General features: G+C 56.6%; 26 protein-coding genes. 9 read left to right on the top strand and 17 right to left on the bottom strand.

The window, feature by feature from the left end:
- Positions 1–131: 131 nt before the first annotated feature.
- The gene (locus tag Q672_RS21650; protein WP_022984521.1) at positions 132–440 is read left to right on the top strand and encodes a hypothetical protein; all 309 of its coding nucleotides are present in this window, start codon (positions 132–134) and stop codon (positions 438–440) included.
- Between the two features lie 35 nt (positions 441–475).
- On the opposite strand, the gene Q672_RS21645 is transcribed toward Q672_RS21650, so the two are convergent.
- A complete protein-coding gene (locus Q672_RS21645; protein ID WP_235047186.1) occupies positions 476–3,025 on the bottom strand; it encodes a hybrid sensor histidine kinase/response regulator in 2,550 nt (849 codons plus the stop codon).
- Between the two features lie 179 nt (positions 3,026–3,204).
- Between Q672_RS21645 and Q672_RS21640 the strand changes: the two genes are divergently transcribed.
- From Q672_RS21640 to Q672_RS21625, 4 genes are all read left to right on the top strand, one after another.
- A complete protein-coding gene (locus Q672_RS21640; RefSeq protein WP_235047185.1) occupies positions 3,205–3,894 on the top strand; it encodes a hypothetical protein in 690 nt (229 codons plus the stop codon).
- 99 nt (positions 3,895–3,993) lie between these two features.
- A complete protein-coding gene (gene mnmC / locus Q672_RS21635; protein ID WP_022984518.1) occupies positions 3,994–5,859 on the top strand; it encodes a bifunctional tRNA (5-methylaminomethyl-2-thiouridine)(34)-methyltransferase MnmD/FAD-dependent 5-carboxymethylaminomethyl-2-thiouridine(34) oxidoreductase MnmC in 1,866 nt (621 codons plus the stop codon).
- On the top strand, positions 5,856–6,248 hold the full coding sequence (locus Q672_RS21630) for an MAPEG family protein (protein WP_022984517.1): 393 nt from the start codon (positions 5,856–5,858) through the stop codon (positions 6,246–6,248). The genes mnmC and Q672_RS21630 overlap by 4 nt, the downstream gene beginning before the upstream one ends.
- A 91-nt stretch (positions 6,249–6,339) precedes the next feature.
- On the top strand, positions 6,340–6,576 hold the full coding sequence (locus Q672_RS21625; protein WP_022984516.1) for a YheU family protein: 237 nt from the start codon (positions 6,340–6,342) through the stop codon (positions 6,574–6,576).
- 138 nt (positions 6,577–6,714) lie between these two features.
- Here the strand turns inward: Q672_RS21625 and Q672_RS21620 are convergent, their stop codons facing one another.
- From Q672_RS21620 to Q672_RS21610, 3 genes are all read right to left on the bottom strand, one after another.
- Positions 6,715–7,143, bottom strand: a complete 429-nt coding sequence (locus Q672_RS21620; RefSeq protein ID WP_031226071.1) for a hypothetical protein — start codon at positions 7,141–7,143, stop codon at positions 6,715–6,717.
- A 247-nt stretch (positions 7,144–7,390) separates the two neighbouring features.
- The gene (locus Q672_RS21615) at positions 7,391–8,101 is read right to left on the bottom strand and encodes a phosphoadenylyl-sulfate reductase (protein ID WP_022984514.1); all 711 of its coding nucleotides are present in this window, start codon (positions 8,099–8,101) and stop codon (positions 7,391–7,393) included.
- A gap of 141 nt (positions 8,102–8,242) precedes the next feature.
- Positions 8,243–8,755 (bottom strand): outer membrane beta-barrel protein, encoded by a 513-nt coding sequence (locus tag Q672_RS21610; protein ID WP_022984513.1) that lies wholly within the window; start codon positions 8,753–8,755, stop codon positions 8,243–8,245.
- A gap of 272 nt (positions 8,756–9,027) precedes the next feature.
- On the opposite strand from Q672_RS21610, the gene Q672_RS21605 reads away from it, so the two are divergent.
- The gene (locus Q672_RS21605; RefSeq protein WP_235047184.1) at positions 9,028–9,438 is read left to right on the top strand and encodes a DUF4168 domain-containing protein; all 411 of its coding nucleotides are present in this window, start codon (positions 9,028–9,030) and stop codon (positions 9,436–9,438) included.
- 54 nt (positions 9,439–9,492) lie between these two features.
- Here the strand turns inward: Q672_RS21605 and Q672_RS21600 are convergent, their stop codons facing one another.
- The 3 genes from Q672_RS21600 to Q672_RS21590 form a co-directional block, all read right to left on the bottom strand.
- Positions 9,493–11,451 carry a ligand-gated channel protein gene (locus Q672_RS21600; protein WP_022984511.1) on the bottom strand — a complete coding sequence of 653 codons (1,959 nt, stop codon included), beginning with the start codon at positions 11,449–11,451 and terminating at the stop codon, positions 9,493–9,495.
- 116 nt (positions 11,452–11,567) lie between these two features.
- Positions 11,568–12,929 (bottom strand): sensor histidine kinase, encoded by a 1,362-nt coding sequence (locus Q672_RS21595; protein WP_022984510.1) that lies wholly within the window; start codon positions 12,927–12,929, stop codon positions 11,568–11,570.
- The gene (locus Q672_RS21590) at positions 12,926–13,687 is read right to left on the bottom strand and encodes a response regulator transcription factor (RefSeq protein WP_235047183.1); all 762 of its coding nucleotides are present in this window, start codon (positions 13,685–13,687) and stop codon (positions 12,926–12,928) included. The genes Q672_RS21595 and Q672_RS21590 overlap by 4 nt, the downstream gene beginning before the upstream one ends.
- Before the next feature lie 100 nt (positions 13,688–13,787).
- Here Q672_RS21590 and Q672_RS21585 point away from each other — a divergent pair, with 100 nt between their 5' ends.
- Genes Q672_RS21585 through Q672_RS21575 form a run of 3 tightly spaced genes read left to right on the top strand, consistent with a single transcriptional unit; the run spans position 13,788 to position 15,738 of the window.
- Positions 13,788–14,393: a PepSY-associated TM helix domain-containing protein gene (locus Q672_RS21585; protein WP_035481845.1), complete on the top strand. Its 606-nt coding sequence runs from the start codon at positions 13,788–13,790 to the stop codon at positions 14,391–14,393.
- 11 nt (positions 14,394–14,404) lie between these two features.
- Positions 14,405–14,893, top strand: a complete 489-nt coding sequence (locus Q672_RS21580; protein ID WP_022984507.1) for a DUF2271 domain-containing protein — start codon at positions 14,405–14,407, stop codon at positions 14,891–14,893.
- A gap of 38 nt (positions 14,894–14,931) precedes the next feature.
- Entirely contained in the window at positions 14,932–15,738 is an 807-nt protein-coding gene (locus tag Q672_RS21575) for a DUF4198 domain-containing protein (RefSeq protein WP_022984506.1), read from the top strand.
- Between the two features lie 88 nt (positions 15,739–15,826).
- On the opposite strand, the gene pdxJ is transcribed toward Q672_RS21575, so the two are convergent.
- The 10 genes from pdxJ to Q672_RS21525 form a co-directional block, all read right to left on the bottom strand.
- The gene (gene pdxJ / locus Q672_RS21570) at positions 15,827–16,555 is read right to left on the bottom strand and encodes a pyridoxine 5'-phosphate synthase (protein ID WP_022984505.1); all 729 of its coding nucleotides are present in this window, start codon (positions 16,553–16,555) and stop codon (positions 15,827–15,829) included.
- 62 nt (positions 16,556–16,617) lie between these two features.
- On the bottom strand, positions 16,618–17,283 hold the full coding sequence (recO, locus tag Q672_RS21565) for a DNA repair protein RecO (protein WP_022984504.1): 666 nt from the start codon (positions 17,281–17,283) through the stop codon (positions 16,618–16,620).
- Positions 17,270–18,181, bottom strand: coding sequence for a GTPase Era (gene era, locus Q672_RS21560; protein ID WP_022984503.1), 912 nt, complete (start codon positions 18,179–18,181; stop codon positions 17,270–17,272). Before era ends, recO begins: the two co-directional genes overlap by 14 nt.
- Positions 18,174–18,836 (bottom strand): ribonuclease III, encoded by a 663-nt coding sequence (rnc, locus tag Q672_RS21555; RefSeq protein ID WP_031226063.1) that lies wholly within the window; start codon positions 18,834–18,836, stop codon positions 18,174–18,176. Before rnc ends, era begins: the two co-directional genes overlap by 8 nt.
- A gap of 20 nt (positions 18,837–18,856) precedes the next feature.
- Positions 18,857–19,237, bottom strand: a complete 381-nt coding sequence (locus Q672_RS21550; RefSeq protein ID WP_022984501.1) for a DUF4845 domain-containing protein — start codon at positions 19,235–19,237, stop codon at positions 18,857–18,859.
- Between the two features lies 1 nt (position 19,238).
- Entirely contained in the window at positions 19,239–20,030 is a 792-nt protein-coding gene (gene lepB / locus Q672_RS21545; RefSeq protein WP_022984500.1) for a signal peptidase I, read from the bottom strand.
- Positions 20,030–21,829, bottom strand: a complete 1,800-nt coding sequence (lepA, locus tag Q672_RS21540) for a translation elongation factor 4 (protein ID WP_022984499.1) — start codon at positions 21,827–21,829, stop codon at positions 20,030–20,032. Before lepA ends, lepB begins: the two co-directional genes overlap by 1 nt.
- Before the next feature lie 179 nt (positions 21,830–22,008).
- Positions 22,009–23,436 (bottom strand): DegQ family serine endoprotease, encoded by a 1,428-nt coding sequence (locus tag Q672_RS21535; RefSeq protein ID WP_022984498.1) that lies wholly within the window; start codon positions 23,434–23,436, stop codon positions 22,009–22,011.
- A 10-nt stretch (positions 23,437–23,446) separates the two neighbouring features.
- Positions 23,447–23,923: a SoxR reducing system RseC family protein gene (locus Q672_RS21530; protein ID WP_022984497.1), complete on the bottom strand. Its 477-nt coding sequence runs from the start codon at positions 23,921–23,923 to the stop codon at positions 23,447–23,449.
- A complete protein-coding gene (locus Q672_RS21525; protein WP_022984496.1) occupies positions 23,923–24,888 on the bottom strand; it encodes a MucB/RseB C-terminal domain-containing protein in 966 nt (321 codons plus the stop codon). Before Q672_RS21525 ends, Q672_RS21530 begins: the two co-directional genes overlap by 1 nt.

Here is a 24,888-nt window from a genome sequence, read left to right as displayed (position 1 = left end):
GTCACAATTCTGTCATTTTGGGCCACTACCCTGTGCCGGCCAGCCTTGGAGACAACCCGGCACACCCCTTGCTAGGGCTGGCAAGTGAAGAGAAAAGGTCTCAAGTCCGTCAATGTCAGGAAGCCAGCCGTATGACCAGCCAAACCGTCCCTGCCCCGACTCAGCGCACCATCTTTACCCCTGTTTATCCTCTCATTGCCCTGATTCTGAGTGGCAGCGGCATCTTGCTGGTGACAGACATTCGTCTGCAGTTACTGGGTATGGCTCTGTTCTACAGCGGTCTGCTACTGGCTACGAGCTGTAGTCTCAAACATCTGCTCACACGGCAGCTCCCGCCTATGCCGCTGACCGCCATGCTGGTCCTGCTGTTTAGCGCAGCAGCCTTGTCTCCCGCATTACCGGAATCGATCCAGGACTTGCTGGTTGTCCTCCTCCCCTGATTCGTAATGGTCAGTTCCTGGACGCGGATCACAACTTATGGGGCCATACCCAGAAACTCCGACAGGGCACGCTGTAATGCCGACAGAGACAGCGGTTTAATCAGTTGTCCGGACATACCCGCATCGCGAATCGCCCCGGCTTGCTCCGCCACCGCATGGGCACTGAGCGCAAGAATCAGACAAGGGGACCAATCTTCCTGCCGCTCCAGATCACGAATTTGACGGGCACACTGAAACCCGTCCATAACAGGCATGTCCAGATCCATTAAGACCAGATCAAACTCGCCTAGCGCAGCCCGGTAAGCGTCCAATGCCAGAGCGCCATCCGCCGAGACCTGAATATGGCGAACCCCCAAGCGTTCAAGATAACCCTGTGTCACCATCTGATTGACCGGATTGTCTTCAGCCACCAACACTCGCAATTCTGCAGTGTGATCAGGAACCTGCCTACGCGTCAGAACAGGCGGAATTGACATCGAGACCCCACTGAACAGCATCAGGAGCTCATGGGTCGTCAATACCGAACGGCGCAACAGAGTGACACTCGCGGGCAAGCCCCGCGGTTTTTCATGACGCATCCCCACAAGCAACACCACCTGGATCCCGGGGCACTGCTCAGATGCTCTGGTCAGTTGTTCAGTGAGCGTCGCCTCCGGAGGCAGGCCATTGATCAACAGAACGGCTGCAGGCATCGTCGATGTCGACCTGAACAGCCCCTCCAGAGACTGGACCGCTGCGAATCGAGGGTCGTTATCCAACCAACTGTTCAGATTTCCCTGAACGTCCCATAACCACGCCGAGGGTGCCGCCGAGTGAGCCAGGGGCACAGCCTCCTGCTCAACAGGTAACTGGATTGAAAAGCTGAATCTCGAGCCCTGCCCTGGCGCACTCTTGACGTTGATTTCCCCCCCCATCAGGGACACCAATTCACGACTGATCGACAACCCCAGCCCCGTTCCGCCGTAGTGCCGTGCGGTATCGGGAGAGGCCTGGGAAAAACGCTGAAACAACCGGGACTGCTCTTCCTGACTGAGGCCAATGCCCGTATCAGTCACGGCAAAGGTAAGCAGTGGCGCCTCTGTTGCACTTTGACGGCAGGCAAGAGTCAAAACCACCCTGCCTCGCCGAGTAAATTTTACGGCATTACCCAGCAAATTGATCAGCACCTGCCGCAACCGGATTGCATCTCCCTGCACCACGGAGGGACACCGGTCATCCACATCCAGCAAGACAAGCGTGTCATTGTCACTCGCTTGTAGATTGAACATCTGGGCACACTCGACCAGCAGGGAGGGCAAATCGAAGGATTCCGCAACCAGCTCGAGCTTGCCAGCCTCAATCTTGGAGTAATCCAGCACATCGTTCAGCAGCGTATTCAGGGTTCGGCCTGCGGTGTCGATCAGCCCGATATATTCCTTTTGCCGGGGGGAAGGGTCTGTCTCTCTGAGCAGCTCAGCCAGTCCGATCACGCCATTAAGCGGAGTACGAATTTCATGACTCATGCGAGCGAGGAACTGGTCCTTCGCCCGATTTTCTGCTCGGGCGCGAATCGCTCTGGAATTGTAGCGATACAGCATAAGAGCAAGCCCGAGAAGCATCGCATAAAGAAGCAGGGCTGCTGCAATTTGCAGGGTATTTCGACGCAGCTGCTGATCAAGATTGGCCTGGTTGAGTCGGTCCGCAAGTTGAAGCAGCATTTCCGACAAGCCGGACAGCGATTGCATGGTCCGATGCCCCCGGTCGTAAGCATCTTCCCACTCAAGCTCCACCCTGGGAGCGAGAATCATTGCCTCCTCAACCCAGCCAAGATAGTTCTCAACTTGCGACTGAATCAGATGCCACTGTTGTTGCAACCGAACAGCACCTGTGCGAGCAACCAACGCCTTGACTTCACTGTCAATAATCGTGATCTGATCGCGTAATTGCTGCCAGGCATTCTCCAGACGCCGGGCATCATTATCGCCCAGATACCCGCCCCGGAAGCTGACATACAATGCCAACGCACGAATCAGGCCAATATTTTCCCTGGCCACCCGAAAGGACCCGAGAGGAAGGGACAGGATTTCATTTGGGCCAAGTCCCTGACTATTGGACAGTTCCGAGACGAAAAGCAAAGTCGACAACGCATTGCTCAACCTCTCGTTCACCTGATTCACATTATCGTACGGCCCAACAACGTCTTCCAGAGGGATACCCGTTTTAACGGTAAGGGTCTGCCAAGCATCACCGAGTAATTCTGCCTGCTCATTCAATCCCGACACATCCCGAGACCTCGCATGACGCAGGAACGCCTGCAATCGACTTTCCGCACGAGCCTGACTGAGATTGTAACGAGAGAGCACTTCCTGGTGCTGGGTATGTATCGTCACGGCAGCAAGATCGCGCATATCGCTGAGAGGGTCGAGTGCCACCAGTCCTTCCTGAAAAAGGGACAGGTCATCGGAAGCCATACTGTGGGTCTTCAGCACCAACAATCGTTGCTGTACCAGCATGAATACAGCGATCACAAACGGCACAGAAATAAGCGCCACCAACATGGCAACCGCCTGCCCGCTCTGCAATCCACCTTGTGATGGTCTTTCCATCAATTCGTCCTGAAAGATACAGGGGGTGCATGAATTTTCCCGCACGCCCGACCTTGAGAGAGGGGCGTAGTCGATCCCCACCCTCGCCGGTATAAAACGTTGCTACCGCGTTCCGTTGTCCCCGACGGTATTATGCTAACCTCTCGACATTGATCACTGTGTAAAAGATGACCGTGCCAATGAAAACAACAATACACCGCCCAGGCTTTGTCGCTGTTGCCGCCTCTCTGCTGTTATCAATGCTGCTGGGCCAAGGCTGCGCGACGCAATCGGCAGGCTCTGACAGCAATTCTCTGCACGCACAAAGGCTCAACAAGCTGAACACCGGAGCAGACAGCAAACCCAATCTTCCGCAGAGCCTGGCCTCTGAACCTGCGGATCTGGCGCACTTTCACTACCCTGACAGCATTGCAGAAATGACCTTCAGCGGCGAGATCAGTTCCGCCCAGGCCAGAACATTGCGATATCAGCACCCGGAAACCCAAGAATCGCTCTACGTGATTCTCAGTACCCTGCCTGCGGGCTGGCAGGAAATGGACCTGAATCGCTCTGTTGCCAGCTTCTACAGCGAGATCCGTCAACGCAGGGTTCAGCGGGCGCTGAGCAACCCAGCCAATGCACTGACGATTGTCAGCGAAAACCTTGTTGATCTTGAAGGGGCACCGTCCGCACAAGTCCAGATGCGTTGGGTGGAGCCAGGCAAACCCGTCCAAAGCCAGGCTCTCCTGATTACCCGCGAAGAGAATGTCTTTATCCGGATTAACAACGCCAGCTATAAGCAAAATACCCGTTGGTTGCTGCAACAAACCAAACGGGCACTGGCTGAATTCCGGGCAGCACAGCCCAACCCCAAGCCTGACGAGGGGTAAGAACAACACCCTCGCTGCGTCGTCACGCAGGCAAGCCATTTACGACTGCGCTACACTAGCGGGGTATCGACGTCTCCTGCTTTTGGGCTTCTGGCTTACATGACAACAACCATTTTTGCCCCGATTCTCCCTGCCGATCTCGACTGGCAAGGCGATATCCCTGTCGCCAGGGACTATGATGATCCCTATTTTTCCCGGCAGGATGGAATCGCCGAGAGCCGCTATGTATTTCTCAACGGCAACCGTTTGCCGGAACGCTTCTCGACGCTGTCGTCCGGTCAGCTGTTCGTGGTGGGGGAAACCGGTTTTGGTACAGGCCTTAACTGCCTGCTGGCAGCGCAATGCTTCCTGCAGACCGCCCCCCCGCAGGCACACCTGCACCTGGTATCCGTAGAAAAACACCCGTTGACCCTGAAGGATATGCGCACGGCGCTGGCGCACTGGCCGGAATTGGCCTCCCTCGCCAACGCCTTGCTAACGGAATATCCTCCCGCGACGCCAGGTCAACATCGACTCAAGCTTCACCCAAGGATCAGCCTGACACTGCTTTATGGAGAAGCAGAACAGTGTTGGTCACTCTTTCAGCATCCCGTTGATGCCTGGTTTCTGGACGGGTTCGCCCCCGCTTGCAACCCCGATATGTGGCAACCGGCCCTGTTCGCCGAAATGGCCAGACTCAGCCGCCCTGGGACAACGCTGGCCACTTTTACTGCAGCAGGTTTTGTCCGCCGAGGCTTGCAAGAAAGTGGCTTCGTGATGAATAAAAACAAGGGCTTTGGGCACAAGCGGCATATGTTAACCGGGGAAATTCCTCACGGGTCTCCTGCCTCCTGTCCAGCGGACTCACCCAGTGTCATCGTCGTCGGTGCAGGGCTCGCCGGTGCCACCACCGCCCGCGCCCTGGCAGAACGGGGCTGCAAGGTCACGGTCATGGATCCTGACGGCATTGCACAGCATGCTTCCGGGAATCTGGCGGGGGTGGTCTACAGCACCCCAAGTGCCCACCTGACGCCGCAAAACCGCTTCTATCAGCAAAGTTACAGCCACGCCTTACGCTGGTTAGCGCGCCAGGCCTTTCCCCGCGACAAGAGTGACGGACAACTTAACGGTGTCGTGCAGCACTACGTGGATGACAAACAACAGGAAAAACTGACCCAGGCGTTAGAGACAGGCGCCTGGCCTTCCTCCTTGCTCATTGCGCAGGGAGAACACGCAGCCGAACTGGTCGGAGGCGGCTATCTTCGCCCCGCACGATGGTGTCAGCACCTGCTGGATCATGACAACATTCGAATCGAAAAAATTAGCGTCACCGCTGTACACGAAGGCCAACCCGCCACAGTGACACTGGGCAACGGACAATCCCGACACGCCGATGCCATTGTGCTGTGCACTGCGGCAAATACCACGACCCTGCCCGGCCTGCAGTGGCTACCACTTAAACTGATTCGGGGACAGGTGAGTTACTGCCAGGCCACCGAGGCTTCGCGCCTCTGGCAGCAGGCGCAATGCCATGGCGGCTACCTGACGCCCGCGCTGGATGACCTGCACTGTGTTGGCGCCACCTTTGATCTTCACAATGATTCGCCTGTAACCAGTGAGAAGGATGATCAGGCCAATCTGGCACAGCTTGAACGCTATCTCCCACGGCTTTGGCTGGAGCTGGGTGGCCAACAAATCAACATCGTGGACCGGCGCGTGGCATTTCGGTGCCAAAGCCTGGATTTCCTGCCTCTTTGCGGCCCTCTGCCCGTTGCCACCGAGAACCCCCACCGCCCCGCCACTGGCCTCTACTTGAATCTGGCCCATGGCAGCCGCGGGATTACCGGCACCCCCTTGTGCGCCGACCTGATTGCCGATCTGATCTGCAAACATCCTTTGCCCGTTGATCAACAACTGGTTGACGCCCTCGCACCAGAACGGTTTATTGTGCGCAAACGTAAAAAACAATCAGGATGGACACCATGAACCTTGTCAGCTTGCCAATCACCGCCATCTACGCCGCATTGTGCGGCTTTCTTGTCATCGCCCTGGCCGCCAACGTGGTGCGTTTTCGCCTGGGCAAAAAAGTATCGCTGGGTGATGGCGGGCACAAGGATGTGAATCGAGCCATTCGCGCCCACGGCAACACCATGGAATATGTGCCACTCGCCTTGCTGCTGATGGCCCTTCTGGAAATCAACGGCGGCGGCGATACTGCACTGCATATCTATGGCGCGCTGTTACTTGGTGGCCGCCTGCTGTATGCCTACGGCATGCTGGTACCCAGAAGCAGTGCCAACCCCCCTCGCCAACTCGGCATTGTGACCAGCTGGATTGTCATTATCGGCACCGGAATTCAATTGCTGGTGATCTAGTTGCACGTTCGAGGGGGTAATCTTCAAGGTGCATACCAACCCCCCTCGGTTTTGGTGTTAGCTATTCACTATTAACTGTTCATTGATTTTTATGCCCATTATTGTCCCCTGGAAAGACATTCCCGCCGCCACCCTCGACAACCTGATCGAGGAATTCGTCACCCGTGACGGCACCGACTACGGTGACACCGAAATCCTCACCGCCACCAAAGTCGAACAGGTCCGCCAGCAACTCAAGCGGGGCGAAGCGTTTGTGGTGTTTGATGAGGCTACAGAGAGTGTGGGAGTGATGGGGAAGGAGCAGGCGGATGAGTCAGTTAACGATTAACAGTGAATAGTGAACAGTTGCGCGAGCAACTTTTTTAGTTTTTGAACGTATGAGGCCGCGCCCAGAATCTGAGCGCGGCCTCATACGGTGATCAACCCCAGGTCGCTTTCGCGACGCTGTTAACTATTCACTGTTAACTCAAGAAATCGCCCCCTCACGCGCCCACTCACACCTCACCCTCAAGGGCATGTCTGAGGGCTCATGGTAAACGTCGGCGCTGTCCCAGACGAAGGTGTGGAAGCCGGAAAGTTCGGTCTCCAGATGCACGACGGCATTGACCCAATACATGTTTTTGAGCAGAGATTCGAATTTGGCGACCCAGTGCTCCCATTCATATTCCACTGCACGGTACGACATGCCAAAGTGAATCACCTGGGTCTGAAACGTCCCCCCCATCAGATCATCACCCGGCACAGAAAACATCTCACGGCAGAGGAAGGGCCACTCGTCCGCCTGGGGTAACTGGCGTATGGCACGACGGTTGTGAAAGCAGCTGGCCTTGCGCTCCTGTAAAGAGCCAAACGGCAAATGCTTGATGCAACCGTAAACGATGGACTCGTTATCCAAAAAACACCCCAACGAACAGAATCAAGCGACAAGCTTACCGTGACCCGGCTACAAAAATACAGGGACTGGCTCGCTTTTCCCTTCGCACCCTGTGTTTGTGCGATTGTCTGTTTTCCCATTGCCCATAGCGAGGAAACGGACGATAGGCGGGGATTGCGCAAGATTGTGCGAGCGCTCGACAGGACAAATGCCACCGCTCAAAGAAACGGGCGCCTTTGGCGCCCGTTGTCTGCAACAGCATGCAACCTTAAAGGTGGATACCACATTCGGTCTTGTTGTTGCCCTTCCAGCGACCGTCGCGGCCTTCGCCCTTGAAGGTACAGTGGCTGCAACCGATGGACTCATAGCCTTCTTCCACCAGAGGATGAAACGGCAGGTCATGCTCGCGGATGTAATCGTCGCGTTGCTCCTTGGTCACGTCGATCATCGGGTTGAACTTGATCATCCCTCGACGCTCTTCAAAAATTTCCAGGCCGGAGCGATGCTCGGTGGTCCAGCCCATCAGGCTGGAAATCCACAAGTCATAGTTTTCCTTGGCTTCTTCCAGCGGATTAACCTTGTTCACCTGACAGCACAGATCAGGATCGGTCTCCCACATGCGGTTTTCCAATGAAACCTGGTGGTGGTCCGGGTCCGGTTTGACATCAATGACACTCAACCCAAACCGATCAACCAAATAATCCTTGTACTCCATTGTTTCCCCGAAATGGTAACCGGTATCAATGAAATGGATCGGCTGCTGCGGGCGAATAGTGGAGATGATGTGCAGGAAGTACGCTGAGGTCGCCGCAAAAGAAGACGTCACCATGATTCGCTCAGGGGCAAAATCTTCATAGACACGACGTATGCGCTCGGCAAAGCTCAGCGGACGGTATACACGGTTCAGCTCTGCCAGGGCGTCTTTGGACAGTCCGGCAGTATTGTCCCCGAAACGTGTGATCAGCTGTGCACTTCCCATGATTCGCTAAACCTCATAATCCTGTTGGCGAGTGGTCATGATAGGGGGTGCGCGAAGATTATAAAGGAATAAATAGTGATAGTTTTATGCTGAAGAAGAATATGGTGCGAAGCCGAAAGAAGTAGACCCCGCACCCGCAGACTAGAAGAAATAGCTGACCCCTAGTCCCATAAGCTCTTGTTTTCCAAAATCATTATCAATAAGACGAAGGTATTCCAAATTGACTGTCATGGAATCGCTAACGCCCATATCAACGCCCCCGCCGAAGCCAGCGCCGTCATCACGCACCATTTCATCATCAAATTCGTTCTCGACATAGCTGTAGCCTCCAACCAGATAAGGGGCCACCGCCCACGGGACGGGGGGGGTCAGCCTTGCGTAGACACCATAGTAGACATCATTTTCCACCGTAATCCCGCGATAGGTATCTTCGTCCGGAGCCTTGCCCAACCGCACTTCCCCGCTGACAAGCTCATGAAACACCATGCCTGCCCGCAGCGTCAGACCGGTCAGCTCTGCGTCACTTACCGCGCCCCGATCTATGCGCATCATGTTGGCCTGGGCCCCCAGATAGGTTTCCGCCTGAACTGCGCCGGGCAAAATCAGCGCCGATATCACTCCTGCGACGCTCTTCATCTTCAATGAAATCTGCATCCTGCACTCCTGTCATTGTGGTTGTTATCAGGGCTCTGGCAGCCTCTCCTGCTGCAAACTCCATTGAACCTGTGACTCCCTGTAATGAAAAGCCGGAAAGTGTTACCTGTGTGCAATTCTATTTGCCTGAGCGAGAAGCGGTTCACCCCTCACGATTCGTTTACATTTCCACAGGAACTTGTGCTCTCGTTATGGTCGTAGCGTTTAGGATCCGGTGGCAATTTCATACCGCCGGATAAATGCTCCCTACCGGGAGCCCTGACTGGAGATGTATGATGAACAAAACCATGACTACGCTCTCTGCCTTACTGCTATCAGCCACCTTTGCAGTCCAGGCCGATGCACAGCAACCCGCCACCCCGAACTCGCAGGGCACCCCGAGCCCACAGCAAACACCAATGCAATCGCCTGAGTTACCCAAAGCATCCGAGTTTTCAGAAAAGGATCTGGAAGCCTTTGCCGATGCGCAGCAGCAAATGGGTGAAATACAGCAGAAATACTCTGACAAGCTCATGGCCAACAGAGACAAGCCTGAGGAAGCCATCAAAGTACAACGCAACGCCCAGCAGGAAATGGTCCAAGCCGTAAAAGAAAGCGGTCTGGAGTTGAAGACTTACAACCAGATTGCGCAGCTGGCTCAATATGACGCGGAGTTCCGCGCCCGCATCCAGGAAATGATGTGAGTCAGAACCAACAACGCCGGCTATCGCCGGCGTTGTTAACCTGCATTAAGACAATCAGAAATCGACCTGCACCCCCAGCCAGTAACGTCGACCATCCTCGACGTAACCGTATTCATCCTGGAAGATTTCCTTGTCCGCCAGATTATAAATCCCGGTATTCAATTTTGCCGTCGGGCTTAACTGGAAACCCACCCCAGCATCGACAAGGGTGTTGGATGGCGCAATGATGGCACTGTTTGACGGACCGGTAGTCGGCTGGCTTTCTTCGCCACGGTAACGCACCGTCGCCCAGGGAGAGAGCATTGCTGTCGCTTGCCAGTCAAGCTGCAGACTGGCCAGATGCTTGGGCAGCTGGTTAAGCGGCTCCCCCTCGTACTCTCCCGACTTTTGCTCGGAATCGGTGTAGGTGTAGCTCAGGTTCACCGACAACACCTTGGCAAGGGTGGACGACAGGGCAAACTCCACCCCTTGGGTTTCAGCCTCGTCGACATTGACCCGATAGGTCGGGTCAGAGCCAAAATCGTTTGGACCATCGGTACAGATTTCAATCGGGCAGGCAATACGGGTAATTTTGTCTTCAAAATCCGTATGAAATACCGTCACGTTAGCCATTAGCGCCCGTCCCGCATTAAAGTACAGACCTAACTCCTGGTTAATCGAGGTTTCCGGTTGCAGGTCAGGATTACCATAAATATTGCCACCTCGACTCACCTGCCCCCAGTCTGGAATCACTTCTCGCAAAGACGGAGAACGGAAACCCGTAGACACCCCGCCTTTCAATGTCCAGCGCGGACTGAATCCCCAAACGCCATAGACTCTCGGGCTCACATGACTACCGTAATTCTCATCGTCATCGACCCGGGCACCAGCGGTCACCGAAAATGCGTCTGTGAGCATCCATTCATCTTCAACGAAGAAGGCCCATTTGGAGTTCTCCACCTTATTTCGCTCAGAAATACGGTTGGAGGTGTCGTCTCGCAGTTTTTCCTTTGTGAAATCAGCGCCGACCGTCAGCATGTGATTGCCAAGCGGCATCAGCAAAGAGGTTTTGGCATTATCATTGGTGATAATCATCTCACGGGTTGTATTCTCAGCCCGCTCACGCTGCAGATACGTTTCTGACGTCCCAATGCCCCAGCGCCCGGTATGCTGAACGGAAAAGGCCTCACGGGTATGCTCATTGAAAGAATCTGTACAACCGCCGCGACATCCGGTGCTGGCAGCACTGCGCCCCATCAGCGATTGTCTTTCATCAACGCTGGTGCTTGCCTCGATGGAGAAGTCATGATTTTCTGTCGGAGTAAGGCTTAACCGGGCATTCAGGTTCTTCAGGTCTTTCTGTTCATAGCCGTCCACAAAAAGGTCTTCCTCACGGTTATAAAACCCACCGTAGACCTGCAGCCCCGCAAGCCCTTCCTTGAGCGGGCCACTCATACTGAAGTTACCCTGGGTAATATCCCCGGAGCGGGAATCATCCTGGATAATTGTGTCCAGCTGGGCGGTGCCTCCCCACTTGTCGGCGACCTTGCGGGTGATGATGTTAATTACCCCCCCCATAGCGTCGGAACCATACAGGGTCGACATGGGCCCGCGAATCACCTCTACCCGCTCGATGCTCTGCACGGGCGGCAGCCAGCTCTGCTCGAAGCCAGCACTACCATTGGGGCGAGTCTCACGGGTAGAGACCGGCTTGCCATCGACCAGAATCAGAGTATAAGAGGCGGGCATGCCTCGAATGACGATATCTGTACCGTTATCGCCTGCTCCCCCCCCCGTGACAACCACGCCAGGCACATCACGAAGAACATCCGTCACGTCCTGATAATAACGCTCCTCGATCTGCTCACGACTGATCACACTAATAGACGCCGGCGCATCTTCGACCTGCTGTACGTAGCCGCCAGCCGTGACAGAAACCTGCCCCAGCTCGTAGGCTTCTTGCTGATCATCAGCCCATACCGTAGCGCTTGCAGTCGCTACCGCCAGAGCCAAAACCCCCATGCGCATCGCCATACTCCTCATCTCCTTGCATTTACCCCAAACAGAAACAGGAAGGTCCAGCGGGAACTGAACCCTATTCAGGCACGCATGATATTAATTCTTATTTGCAAATAAAGGGGATTTACATTCTATACAGGAGGGGAAGCAGGAAGCCGAATGTGTATTTTCAAACCCGGAGTTGCGTTCTCTGCCCACATATCACCCTCCAGGCGCCTCACTGCTCGCAACGCGATACTGAGGCCAAGGCCGAACCCGCTTTCTTTTCGCGCCGCATCCAGCCTGACAAAAGGATCAAAAATGCTCTCAAGGCTTGAGACAGGAACACCCGGCCCTTGATCCGTCAGGGTCAGATGCCAATTCCCTCCCTCACAAACACCATCCAGAACAATCTGCCCGTCAGCAGGAGAATGCCTTATCGCGTTTCGGACAAGATTCTCAAACACCTGAGCCAATATATTAAGGTGCCCTTTTATCGTCGCTTCATTGGCAAGAAGACACGGAAAACGCCACTTCTCCCAGCCGCTTTCAAAGCACGCATTGTCGATAACCAGATCCCACAAGGCGACGACAGAAAGGGGCTGAAGCTGATCCTTCTCCACGGCGGTATCCTGCCAGCCAAGCGCGAGAGTATCGTCCACCAGAGCCTGCATACGGACCAGTTCAGCCGAGACTCTATCCCGTAACGCGGTTTCATCCATACGGGACTCAAGGGCGACCGACAAACGACTGAGAGGGGTACGGAGCTCGTGGGACATGTCGTTCAGCAGCTGTCGTTGAGTGGCCAGCATGGCTGAAACCTGATCCGCCATGCGGTTGAAACTTCGGGCTAAATCACCGAACTCATCCCGCCGATCGCTCAGTGGCGGGTCGACTCTCGCACGGGTATCGTCCTTGAACGCCAACACCTGTTTCTGAAGCGCTCTCAGGGGCACCCTGACTCGCCAGAACAACAACAAACCAAGGGCAAAAGAAGACAAACCAGGAATCAGAATCAGCAGTACCGTTTCCAGATAAGGCCAATAACCACCAGGCCGCAGGCGCGGCGGCAACTGAATCAGCAAGCGGCCGTCTTCTGCGTTGTCCGGAAAGGGAATACCAACATATGGCATCCGCTTCCCGTAACGGAAGCTCATGCCACTGCGCAAACTACGCTGAAACCGTAATCCGCCCCGCTCACTTGCGGTCAGGGGGATACCGCTCAGGGACTGGTCGCGGGAATCAACGACGGCAATATCACCGACTTCCCGCTCGCGCATGTAAGCAAGCCATGCCGCCACGCCGGTTTCACCACCCTCGCGCCAGGCACGCTGGGCATCCCTGGCATAGGCTGTCAGTTCTGCCTTCGCCGGTTCGCTTAATCGTTGGGCATCACTTCGCAGCTCGCCTAACAACCACGAGCCAGCCATCATTGTGATCACCGCCGTGGGAATCAGAACGACAACAAGGCGCCACAGCAGACGGTGACGGTAGAGAGGCGAGATGAAACTCACAAGTGTTCAGTAATCAGGGTGTACCCCTGCCCCCAAACAGTCCGTACCGGAGAGTCCGGGAGCCCACCTTGACGCAACTTCCTGCGCAAATGACTAACATGCAGATCCAGACTGCGATCATGCCTGCCGCAACCACGATGGAGCACTGCCTGATAGAGAAATGGCTTGCTGAGCACCTGCTCGCGATGCTCAAGCAGGACCTGAAGCAACCGGAATTCAGTGGTCGTTAGTCCAAGATCATCCCCGTTGTAGAGGGCAATCTGCTCAGCGTCATTGAGGTGAAGTCCACCACTCTCCTCAACCCGGGCACGCAGATTGCGTTCCATCGCGACCCTGCGCAGAACCACATCTATTCTGACGCCAAGCTCTGTCATGCTGAAGGGTTTCGGCAGATAGTCGTCAGCCCCACTGATCAAACCGCGAATCCGGGCCTCTTCATCCCCCAACGCCGAAACCACAATAACCGGCACCGGGCATTGCTTTCGTAGCTCAGCCAACAGTTCGAGGCCATTCAGCCCGGGCAACAGGATATCAAGAAGCACCAGATCATATTGCCCACTGGCCGCCTCACCGAGGCCCACAGCCCCATCGGCGCAAAGGGAAACCTGGTACTTCCTGTCGGAGAGAAAATCCCGCAAGTGCCCACCAAGGACGGCATCGTCCTCAATGATAAGAAGTCGGGCGGGAAGCTGGGCAAAGGCATTCATCCGCAAATGATAAGAATTACTATTCGCATAATCCAGTTTTTTATTGAACAAAATTCATTGCCCTCCTGCTTACATTCTTTACGCCTCATCACCTGTATAGCTATAACCATTCTCATTAACATCCCTGCTCACTCTGGACATGGGTCTCAACGTGAACAAGAAGCGCAAGGCCTTCTGGCTGAAACAACTCCACCAGTGGCACTGGGTCAGTTCCGCACTCTGCCTGATCAGCCTGCTGTTGTTCAGTATTACCGGCATCACCCTGAACCATGCCAACGATATCCCGGCAGACCCGGTCACCCAGCCCCTGGAAGGCCAGCTGCCCGACTCCCTTCTGATCGTGCTGAACCAACGGCAATCCGGGCCGCTACCGGCTCCGGTTCAACAATGGCTGGACCAGGAGTTCGCCCTCGACAGCACCGGCAAAGAGGCCGAATGGGCCCCCGATGAAGTCTATGTCGCCCTGCCCCGCCCCGGCGGGGACGCCTGGCTGGCCATTACTCTCGATAGTGGCGAGCTCATGGGGGAAGTCACCGACCGGGGCTGGATTGCCTTTTTCAACGATCTGCATAAGGGACGGCACACCGGCACGGTGTGGTTCTGGTTTATCGACGTCTTTGCCGTCGCCAGCCTGCTGTTCGCCCTTACAGGCCTTGGCCTGATGTTTCTTCATGCCAAACGGCGGCCTGCCACCTGGCCGGTCACACTGGCCGGCCTTGTGATCCCGTGGTTATTGATCATTTTCTTCATGCATTAAAGGACAACGCCATGCGTGTACTGACAACCCTGTGTCTCACCCTGCTGGCTGGCCATTCCCTGGCCGCCAGTTTCAATGTGGAAGTGGAAGTGCCCCGCTTGCGGGTAGCCGAATACCACGCCCCGTATGTGGCCTTCTGGGTAGAAAACCCGGACCGCAGCACGATTGTGCCGCTGGGCCTGTGGTACGACGACCAGGAAAAGTGGCTCAAGGACATTCGTCAGTGGTGGCGACGCACTGGCCGTGGCCAGTCCAGGCCCTATGACGGCCTGACAGGCGCGACCCGGCCACCCGGCAGCCACAGCGTGGATTTCGCTGAACTCGACGCGCTGAAAGCACTGCCCGCAGGCGACTACGAACTGGTGGTAGAAGCCGCCCGGGAAGTGGGCGGACGGGAGGTGCTGCGGCTACCCTTCAGCTGGCCCGCAGACCAGACCCAGAACCAAACCGTTAACGGCAGCAACGAATTGGGCACGGTCACCCTGACCATCACGCCCTGACCCGGAACCACACCCAGAACAGGATGAAGGAGAGAATTATGCGTTCCCTGATCAAACACCTTGGCCTGGCCACCCTGCTGGCCACAGCCATGCCCGCGCAAGCCCACAAACTGTGGCTGCTCCCCAGCCACACCGCGGTATCCGAGCCCCAGTGGATCACCGTGGATGCCAGCATCTCCAACGAGATTTTTGGTTTTGAGCGCGCCTACCCGGTAGACGGCGTGGAAGTCACCGGTCCAGATGGCAAGCCTGCTGCGGTGGACCATGTGACCCTGATGCACACCCGCTCCGTATTCGACGTAGAACTGGAGCAGGAAGGCAGCTATCGCATCGCCGTGGCCAAGCCCGGTTACTTCCTGATGTATGAAGTGGACGGCGAGCGCAAGCGGGGCCGTGGCAACGACGTCGACAAGATGCTGGCCGAACTGCCCAAGAACGCCAGCAATGTGAAGCTGATGGAAGTCCACAACCGTCTGGAGACCTTTGTCACCCTGGGGGCCCCGAACAAGACCGCGCTTGAGCCCACCGGCAAGGGGCTGGAGCTGGAAATGCTGACCCACCCCAATGACCTCTATGCTGGTGAAACAAGCCGATGGCGCCTGCTGGTGGACGGCAAACCCGCCCCGGAACTGAAAGTAGAACTGGTACCCGGTGGCACCCGCTATCGTGACAGCCAGGAAGACTGGAGTGTGACCAGTGACAAGAAAGGGGTTGTCGAAATCACCTGGCCCTCCGCAGGCCGTTACTTCCTGGAAATTGGCACCAGTGACAACAAAACGGTCCACAAGAAAGCAGAGCAACGCCGCCTGCAATACCTTGGGACCTTCGAAGTACTGCCAATGTAATGACACCGGGCGCCCGGCACCCGGAGGCTGAGACAAAAAACCTCCGCTCCCGATAAGGGGCGGAGGTTTTTTTCTGGCTTCCCGTTACTCAAGAAGCCTGATCGATCAACTCGCGCATGTCTTTTACGGCCTGGTGAAGGCCACTGATCACCGCACGGGCAATGATGCCATGGCCGATGTTCAGCTCGTTCATTCCGGGAATTGCCGCGATAGGCAACGTGTTGTGATAGTGCAAACCGTGGCCGGCGTTAACCACCAGCCCCAACTCCAGCGCCAGCGCTGTTGCCTCACGAATACGCTTGAGCTCTGCGGCCTGCACGTCGGAGCTGGTGGCATCGGCATAGTGACCGGTATGAATTTCTATGGTGGGCGCACCACATTCACTGGCCGCGCGAATCTGTGCCGGATCCGCATCGATAAATAGCGACACATCGATACCGGCGTCCGCCAGGGTATTGCAGCACCGCGCAATCCACGCCTGATTGCCGACCACGTCCAGCCCGCCTTCGGTGGTCAACTCCTCGCGCTTTTCTGGCACCAGACAACAATGTGCCGGCTGGACACGGGTCGCGATAGCAACCATTTCTTCCGTGGCGGCCATTTCCAGATTCATGCGTGTCTGCAGGGTCTGCGCCAGCAGCTCCACATCACGGTCATTGATATGACGACGGTCTTCACGCAAATGCACAGTAATGCCATCGGCCCCCGCCTGCTCTGCCACCAACGCCGCCTGCACCGGTTCCGGGTATCGGGTACCACGGGCCTGCCGCAGGGTCGCCACATGATCAATGTTCACACCAAGCAATACTTTGGACATGGTTTTTTCCTTGTATCGAATTCTGTACTTAGCATCGCCGCCCAGCTTGAAGCCCGGTCGGGTCAGCGAAAAAGCTCCCGGCTCTTGAGGGGCCTGTCGCCAAGATGCGGAGCCAACAAGGCCCGGCACAAGTGCAGGGCAGCCTTGCGAGTTGCGGGTTGCCAGTCACCATTGATCACCGCCAGTAGATCATTTCCCGAATACCCCTGACTAGCCGCCAACAGTCCTTGCTCCGGGTCCAGTTGGTAATAGCGGCCAGCCTGTACGGGCTCCCCCTGTATATCCTGACTCAGGTCTATGCCGTAGCCCATTTCGTCCAGCAGCCCCAATTCAAACTGACGCAATACCACATCCTGGGGCTCCCCGTCGGCCAGCCAGCCAAGGGCCTGCTCGTAAAGCGGCCAAAGATCGGGGTGAGGGTCATCGCGGTGGAGCAGACGCGTCAGCAATTCATTGAGGTAAAAACCACAATACAGGGCTTTCCCTTCCAGCTTGACGGCGGAGCCTGCAGGCTCGCAGCTCCGCAGGGAATATAACTCCCCAGACGACTTCAGCTCGACCAGCAAGGGACGAAACGGCGCCAGCGAAGGGTCCTTGCGCCCTCCCCTGACCACCGCTCCGATACGACCCAGACGGGGCACGAATAACTCGACAATCAGGCTGGTATTGCGAAACGGGCGCCGGTGAAGCAGCCAGGCGGGTTGGAGAGCGTCCTCAGCGTGGCTCATCGTAGCCAAGTGAGCGCAACGCGCGGGCGTCGTCAGACCAACCCGCCTTGATCTTCACCCACAGATTGAGCATCACTCGTCGCTCAATCAGCCGTTCGATATCCTCACGGGCCTGGGTGCCGATCTGTTTGATACGCTCACCCTTATCGCCAATCAGAATCTTCTTCTGACCCCGGCGCTCAACCAGAATCGCCGCCGAGATGTCAGTAACACGGGGGCCGTCTTCCCACAGCTCCACTTCTACACTGACCTGATGGGGGACTTCCTGGCCCAGCTGGCGCACCACTTTTTCGCGGATAATTTCAGCGGCCATGAACCGCAGGCTACGGTCCGTCAGTTGGTCCTCGTCATACCAGAAGTCCCCTTCCGGGAGACGCTCCACCAGGGCTTTTTCCAGCTCCAGCAGATTCTGTTCTTTCAAGGCAGACACCGGGATCACCGCCTCGAAGGGATAACGCTCACTCAACGATTGAATGTGCGGCAACAACTCAGCCTTGTCCTCAAGGCTATCCACCTTGTTGATAATCAACAGAACCGGCACGTCCGGGTTAGCCGGTAACAACGACAGGACGTGCTCGTCCGCCGCCGTCCATTTCAGTCCATCGACCATCATACACACCACATCCACGCCACTGAGGGTGGATACCGCCGCATCATTCATCGCACGGTTCAAGGCGCGGTCCTGCCCGGTATGAATCCCGGGGGTATCGGCAAACACGATCTGGTAATTATCACGGGTATGAATACCGTGGATACGATGCCGGGTGGTCTGCGGCTTACGGGAGGTGATGCTGACTTTCTGCCCGATAAGATGATTCATCAGGGTGGACTTGCCCACATTGGGACGCCCGACAATGGACACCATGCCACAACGAGTCACATCGGCATTTTCAGTCATACTGCTGCTCCAGCCAGACCAGGGCATCCGCCGCCGCCTGCTGCTCAGCTTTGCGGCGGCTGGCCCCCTGGGCCGCAAACGTTTTCTCCACCTGCTCAAGTTCGCAGGTCACATCAAAGGTCTGTTTAGGGGCCAGACCCTCGACCTTGATCACTTGATATACTGGCAGTTCGAACTTGCGCGCCTGGAGCCATTCCTGCAAGCGGGTTTTGGCATCTTTCTGGGCATTTTGCGGAGTAATTTTTTCAAGACGGCTTTCATACCAGCCCAGTACCACCTGCCGGCAAGTTTCTTCTCCACCATCAATCAGCATAGCGCCGATAATGGCCTCCAACGCATCGGCAAGAATGGAATCTCGACGGTAACCACCGCTTTTCAGCTCCCCTCCGCCCAGCGTTAAATGGTCACCGAGGCCCAGCTCACGTGCAACCAGCGCCAGCGTCTGACCCCGCACCAGAGTGGCGCGCATGCGGGTCAACTGACCTTCCGCGGCCTCCGGAAAACGGGAAAACAGGGCTACCGAGATAATCTGGCCGAGCTGAGCATCGCCCAGAAACTCCAGGCGTTCGTAGTTGCGATGCCGGCTGACGCTGCGATGGGTCAGCGCCAGCTCCAGCAAGGAAAGATCCTGAAACTGATAGCCCAGCCGGGCCATCAGCCTATTGAGGTCCTGAATCACTGGCGAACGTCTTTGGTAAAGTCTTCCTGAAAAGTCATGACAATACTGACGTTGTAGAACAGCGGCTCACGCACCTCATAGTCCGTAGACACCGTCAGAATTCCACTTTCTTTTGAAATAGCCAGATCATCAACATTAATCACGCTCACCTGATTGATGGTGAAGCGCTTGCTCAACGCATCACGGACTTCCCTTGGCGACATAAGAGCCGTCTTGCTGTCCTGCATCAAGGAGCGAACGGTCGTACCAATGGTGTTATTTTCCATGTAGGCGGGCACCATTCGAAATGCCGCCGTACCCAGAATCACAGCCACCAGAAGAATTACGGCCCAGCTGATCAGGGAGATCCCATGCTGCCGTGAGGGCTTTGTCATCATTTTAGTTTGCCTCCACCTTGTCTATCGCACCATTACGAGAAAAGCTGGGCAGGGAGAAGATCGGTTTCCAGTGCATCCAGATCAGGAAGGCCTCCCCCACCACCAGCTCTTCAGGGACTATACCCCAAACCCGGCTGTCTTTACTGTTGTCACGATTGTCGCCCATCACAAAATAGGCTTTCTCGGGAATATTCCACTCGCCCTCGATATCGATGTTCGGCTGCTTGCGGCCGGTAAACGGCGCGATCTGCCCCATGTGCCACATCATGTGGTCCACTTCACCCAGCTTTTCGATGTATTCCGCCTGCCAGTAACGACCGTTGTCGTCTTCCCGAACCAGCGTCTGTGACACCAGTTCCCCGTTGATAAAGACCCGGTTATCGCGAATTTTCACCACATCCCCGGGCAGACCCACCACCCGCTTGATGAAATTCTGATTGCGGTTCTCAGGGTATTTGAAAACCATCACATCGCCGCGCTTCGGCTTGCCAGTCTCGATGATCTTGGTGTTGGTGACCGGCAATCTCAGACCATAGGCAAACTTGTTCACCAGAATAAAGTCGTTGACCTGAAGTGTCGGCATCATGGATTCCGAGGGAATAGTAAACGGCTCCACGATGAAAGAGCGAATCACCAGCACCACGAAGAAAACCGAGATCAACGAGTTGGAGGTTTCAACTGCACTGCCGATCGGGCCGCCCTTCTCCTTCAGTTTCAACAGCCTGTCGATACCCCACACCACCAGCGTCACGGCCAGGGCCAGGGTCAGCCAGAAACCAATATCGATATCCATCAATCATCCACCTTGAGTACGGCAAGGAAGGCTTCCTGGGGAATCTCCACGTTCCCCACCTGCTTCATTCGCTTTTTGCCTTCTTTCTGCTTCTGCAGCAGCTTCTTCTTACGGGAGACGTCACCGCCATAACATTTCGCAGTCACGTTCTTGCGCAGGGCCTTTACCGTCTGGCGCGCAATGATCTTGCTGCCGATAGCCGCCTGAATGGCCACATCGAACATCTGCCGCGGCACCAGCTCCTTCATCTTCTCGCACAGGGCCCGGCCACGGTAAGCGGACTGGTCCAGATGGCAAATCATGGCCAGGGCATCCACCTTGTCACCATTGATGAGCACGTCCACCCGCACCAGTTTGGTCGCTTCGAACCGCTCAAAGGCATAGTCCATGGAAGCAAAGCCACGGCTCACCGACTTGATGCGGTCGAAGAAGTCCAGCACCACTTCTGCCATGGGAATGTCATAGGTCAGTGCCACCTGCTTGCCCAGATACTGCATGTTGATCTGGCTACCGCGACGTTCCACACACAGGGAAATCACGTTCCCCACAAACTCCTGGGGCACCAGGATGTTCACCCGGGCAATGGGCTCACGGAACTCTTCGATCTTGTTGCCTTCCGGCAGCTTGGAGGGGTTGTCCACATAGATAACTTCATCACTGGACAGCAGCAGCTCATAGACCACCGTCGGCGCTGTGGTAATCAGGTCCAGATCGTATTCCCGCTCCAGCCGCTCCTGGATGATTTCCATGTGCAACATGCCCAGGAAACCGACCCGGAAACCAAACCCAAGGGCATCGGAGGTTTCCGGTTCATAGAACAGCGACGCATCATTCAGGGTCAGTTTGGCCAGGGCATCACGGAAATCTTCATAGTCATCCGCACTCACCGGGAACATGCCCGCATAGACCTGCGGCTTGACCTTCTTGAACCCGGGAAGGGCCTTAACATCAGGCGTCTTGGACAGCGTCAGGGTATCGCCCACCGGCGCACCGTGGATGTCCTTGATGCTGCCGCTCACCCAGCCCACCTCACCGGCTTCCAGCTGTTTGGTCTCGGTACGCTTGGGGGTGAAGATGCCGAGCTGATCCACCACATGGGTCTGACCGGTGGATTTCACCAGAATCTTGTCGCCTTTCTTGAGCACGCCATGCTTCACACGCACCAGCGAAATCACACCCAGATAGTTATCGAACCAGGAATCAATGATCAGCGCTTGCAAATCGCCGTCACGCTCACCTTCAGGGGCGGGGATTCGTTCGACCAGCTGCTCCAGCAGGTCATCAATGCCCACCCCGGTCTTGGCGGACACCCGGCAGGCATCCATGGCGTCCAGCCCGATGATTTCCTCGATCTCGTTGATTACCGCCTCCGGCTCGGCCTGCGGCAGGTCGATCTTGTTCAGAACCGGCAGCACTTCCAGGTCCTGCTCGATGGCGGTATAGCAGTTGGCGACGGACTGGGCTTCCACGCCCTGGGCTGCGTCCACCACCAGCAGCGCCCCTTCACAGGCCGACAGGGAGCGGGACACCTCGTAAGAGAAGTCCACGTGTCCGGGGGTATCAATGAAATTCAGCTGGTAGGTCTCGCCATCACGGGCCGTGTAGTGCAGCGTCACGCTCTGCGCCTTGATGGTGATGCCACGCTCACGCTCCAGCTCCATGGAATCCAGCACCTGTTCTTTGAGCTCACGCTCACTGAGGCCGCCACAGACCTGAATAAAGCGGTCCGCCAGCGTGGATTTACCATGATCGATGTGGGCGATGATGGAGAAGTTGCGAATATTCTTGATGTCAGTCATAGGGCCTGTAAGCAATCAGTCGTTGCCGCGCCGGCCCGCGGGTCCGGGACCGTATCGTCACCGGAGCCCGGTGACACCAAAACAAAAACGGCAAACAATGGGCCGCGATTCTAGCGGATAACCGGGGCCAGTTGCACGGCACACCGCAGGGTGTGCCGCAAAAAGCCGGCCAGTGGACCCTATTGTAACTTCAGGGGCAGGAACCGAGGGTTGCCCTCCCGGTTCACCAGCGCCGCCACCGTGCCGGTTTCCGGCAGCTCAGCCACGGCCTGTGCAAAGGCTTCCGGGCTGTCCATGGGCACATTGTTGAGGGTCACGAGAATATCGCCCACGGCGATCCCCGCCTTGCGGGCTGGCCCCTCCTCCACAGCAGTGACGATGACCCCTGCCTTCAGTTCCAGTCGGCTCAGCTCGGCCGGGCTTGCCGCACGGACTTTCAAACCCAGGGCACTGCCCTCATCGGATTTACCCACGCCGCCCTGCAGGGCCATTTCCGGGTCATCCGGCAACAAACCTATGGTGACCGTCAACGCCTTCTCCTCGCCATCGCGGATCACGGTGACATCAGCATCTGTTTCCGGTTTCACCAGCCCAACCCAACGGGGCAACTCAGAGGAACGGTAAATAGCTTCGCCGTTAAATTCGGTGATGATATCGCCGGCCTGAATGCCTGCCGCTTCGGCCGGGGAATCCTTGAGCACCTGGGACACCAGTGCGCCACGGGGCTGCTTGAGACCGAACGATTCAGCCAGATCCCGGTCGACTTCCTGAATCAGTACTCCCAACCAGCCACGGCTGACCTTGCCGTGATCCTTCAGCTGGGCAACGACATCCATGGCCATATCAATGGGAATGGCAAAGCTCACCCCCATGTAACCGCCAGAGCGGCTGAATATCTGGGAATTGACCCCTACTACCTGGCCCTTCAGGTTAAACAGGGGACCGCCGCTGTTGCCCGGGTTGATGGCAACATCGGTCTGGATAAACGGGACATAACTGTCGCTGGGCAGGCTGCGCCCCTTGGCGCTGACAATCCCGGCAGTCACACTGCTGTCAAAACCAAAGGGGGCTCCGATGGCCAGCACCCACTCCCCTACCTTCAACTCGGCAGAAGAACCGATATCTGCCACTGGCAGATCTGCCCCGTCGACCTTGAGCAAGGCGATGTCACTCTGCTCATCCGCGCCAATCAGTTCGGCCGGCAATTCGCGGCGATCCTGCAAGCGCACCATGATTTCATCGGCATCCGCTACCACATGGTTATTGGTCAGCACGTAGCCATCGGCAGAAATAATGAAGCCTGACCCCAGGGAGCGGGCCTCCTGTTCTTCGGGAATAGAGGGCATCTCGCCCCCGCCAAACTGATCGAAGAAGCGACGAAACAGCTCGGGGATCTGCTCCATTTGCTCTCGCATGGAATTGGCATCGCGATGGGTCACTGTACTGATATTCACCACCGCCGGACCTTCCTTTTCCACCAACAGGGTAAAATCCGGCAGTCCGGTAACCAGTGGCTCAGCAGAAGGTTTCTCAGATTCGGAACACGCCGTCAGCAAGGTGGCAAACACTACCAGTACCAGCCCGGCAAGCTGGAAAAATCGGCTCATGACGTTCTCCTTATTTTTTCGCAGGATGAATCTCCACCGCCTGACAGTGGTCGTCCCCTGACCCTGTCACGCGGGGTTGGTAAGCCTGATTATGGCCATTTCGACGGCTGATGACACGATTGATGGCGAAACCGGCCAACAGACCGGTGACGCCTAAAAGAGCGGAAGCATCCACGGCGGTCACCGGCAAAGCCGAGCCCACCAGCGCCCCTGCAAACAGCAGCAACAGTGGAAGCCCGTAGACCCACAGGGCACCGCGCATTAACGCCCCTTCAGGCAACGCCAGGGTTACGGTATCACCGTTTTGGAAATGGTCAGAATCGACCGGGACACGCAGCCGGGCACGTTGACCGGACTGCTGTTGATTAATCAGATGGTGGCCACAGCCTGCCTTGGCTTTGCAGGCCCCGCAGGTTGACGCGCGCACCGTCTCCACCCAGATCGCTCCGGGCTCCACTGCCACGACAACGCCCTGTTCGTGAAGCATCAGTGGCTTGCGTCCTGCACCCTGACGCTCTGAATGACCCGCTCGGCGGTCGCTTGCGGGATTTCCCCCACCAGCGTCACCAGATACGCACCGCTCGGTGCGGTAAGACGACGACTGACTGCCACCGTCGGTCCAACCCGGCTAACGCCCTCTTCCACCGAACCGTCTTTGACTTCTTCCACAAACACCGTGAACGCTGCCAGGCCATCGGAATAGCCCTGTGCGGCGACTGGCGCACGGTCATCTTCCGCATGGCGCCAATCTTGTCCTGTCGTTTCAAATCCCGCCGGCAGCCACTCTGCACTCAGCGCCAGTTTCTGCATTTCGTGGGACGGCGGCAGGCTGCTCAGATCGCTCTGGCTGATCACTTCCGGCAGGGCAAAATCCGCATGTGTCAGGCCGGGTGCCAGCTCGATACTGACAAATTCCACCCGCTCCAGCGCCACGCCACTACCATCGACCACTTCAGACTTGAGCAACAAGCGGCTGTCGCGGTCCAGCCACAGGCGATAGCCATAACGGTGGGTATCCAGGGGGGCCACCCGCATGCGGGTCGCATTCCGGCCCGCGACACGACCGTCACCGTCTACCAGAATGTTGTATTGCGCAGGGACATCTTCGGCCAACCGCTGGGCCAGGGCCAAAGGGCCGGTTTCGGTGCGGCTGATCCGCGTAAGAGTACGATCCGGATGCAGGCAGACCACTTCGTCGCCCCGGCGGATCACTTCGACCAGTCGACCATCAAGGTGGGTGAGTCGCTGATGTTCCTTGCCATCCAGCACCGCATGACGAATTTCCATGGTGCTGACTTCAGCACCAAACTGGTAAAGGAAACGACCGGTGTAGTTCAGGGAACGGTTAGCCTGGGACATGGCCTGAAGCTGATCATGCGCTGGCCCGTCTTCGGCCAACGCATGCAAGGGGGATACGAGGGTCAGGGACAGCGCAAGAACACGAAGCTTCAT

Origin of the sequence: Alcanivorax sp. P2S70 (assembly GCF_000475295.1) — a bacterium.
Classification (GTDB): domain Bacteria; phylum Pseudomonadota; class Gammaproteobacteria; order Pseudomonadales; family Alcanivoracaceae; genus Alcanivorax; species Alcanivorax profundi.
The sequence above is the reverse complement of the archived record's forward strand: the minus strand, read 5'-3'. Positions and strand labels throughout refer to the sequence as shown.